At 81.6% G+C, this 632-nt stretch carries 1 protein-coding gene; it reads left to right on the top strand.

Going from position 1 to position 632, the window contains the following annotated elements; translation table 11 throughout:
• Positions 1–487 (top strand): Rv3235 family protein (locus WCS02_RS20935; protein WP_340296232.1); only part of this gene is annotated, 487 nt, incomplete at its 5' end.
• Positions 488–632: the final 145 nt, after the last annotated feature.

The following is a 632-nucleotide window of genomic DNA, read 5'->3' as shown; positions in this document are numbered from 1 at the left end:
GGCGCTCCCCCAGCCGCAGCCGGCACCGTGGTCGCCGGAGGACGCGCAGCGCGGGGGACGGCGGGCCGACCCGCCGGTGCAGGGGACGTTCGTGCTGCACGGCCTCCCCCGCGCCGCGCCGGAGCCGTCGGACGGCGACCCGGTGCCCACGCCGGCCAGCGACCTGCCCTGCCCCGAGGCCCTCGCCCGCAGCCTCGTGCAGGCCGCGATGGACGTCGTGCGGGGCCACCGGCCGGCGAGCCAGGTGCTGCGCTGGACCACGCCGGAGGTCTACTCGCAGCTGCGCCAGCGGGCCCGGCTCGAGCAGGCCCAGGCACGTCCCGGGGCCCGGCGCCCGGTCGTGCGCTCCCTGCGGTCCTCGGCGTCGGGGCCGCGGGGCGTGGAGGTGAGCGCGGTCGTCCTCGACGGTCCGCGTGCGCGCGCGGTCGCGGCGCGGCTGGACGGCGAGGACGGGCGGTGGCGCCTCACCGCCCTCGTCATCGGCTGACCCGCCGGCACCCCGCGCAGCACGACGGCCGGCCCCACCAGGGGGACCGGCCGTCGTGCGCGTGCGGGTGGGTCAGCGCTTGTCGCGCCGGGCGGCCGCGCGGCGCTGAGCCCGGTTGGCCTCGCCCTCGGCGGCGCCGCCCGCG

It is taken from the genome of Aquipuribacter hungaricus (assembly GCF_037860755.1).
Lineage (GTDB): Bacteria > Actinomycetota > Actinomycetes > Actinomycetales > JBBAYJ01 > Aquipuribacter > Aquipuribacter hungaricus.
Note: the sequence above shows the minus strand (reverse complement) of the source record. Positions and strands in the feature narration are given on the sequence as shown.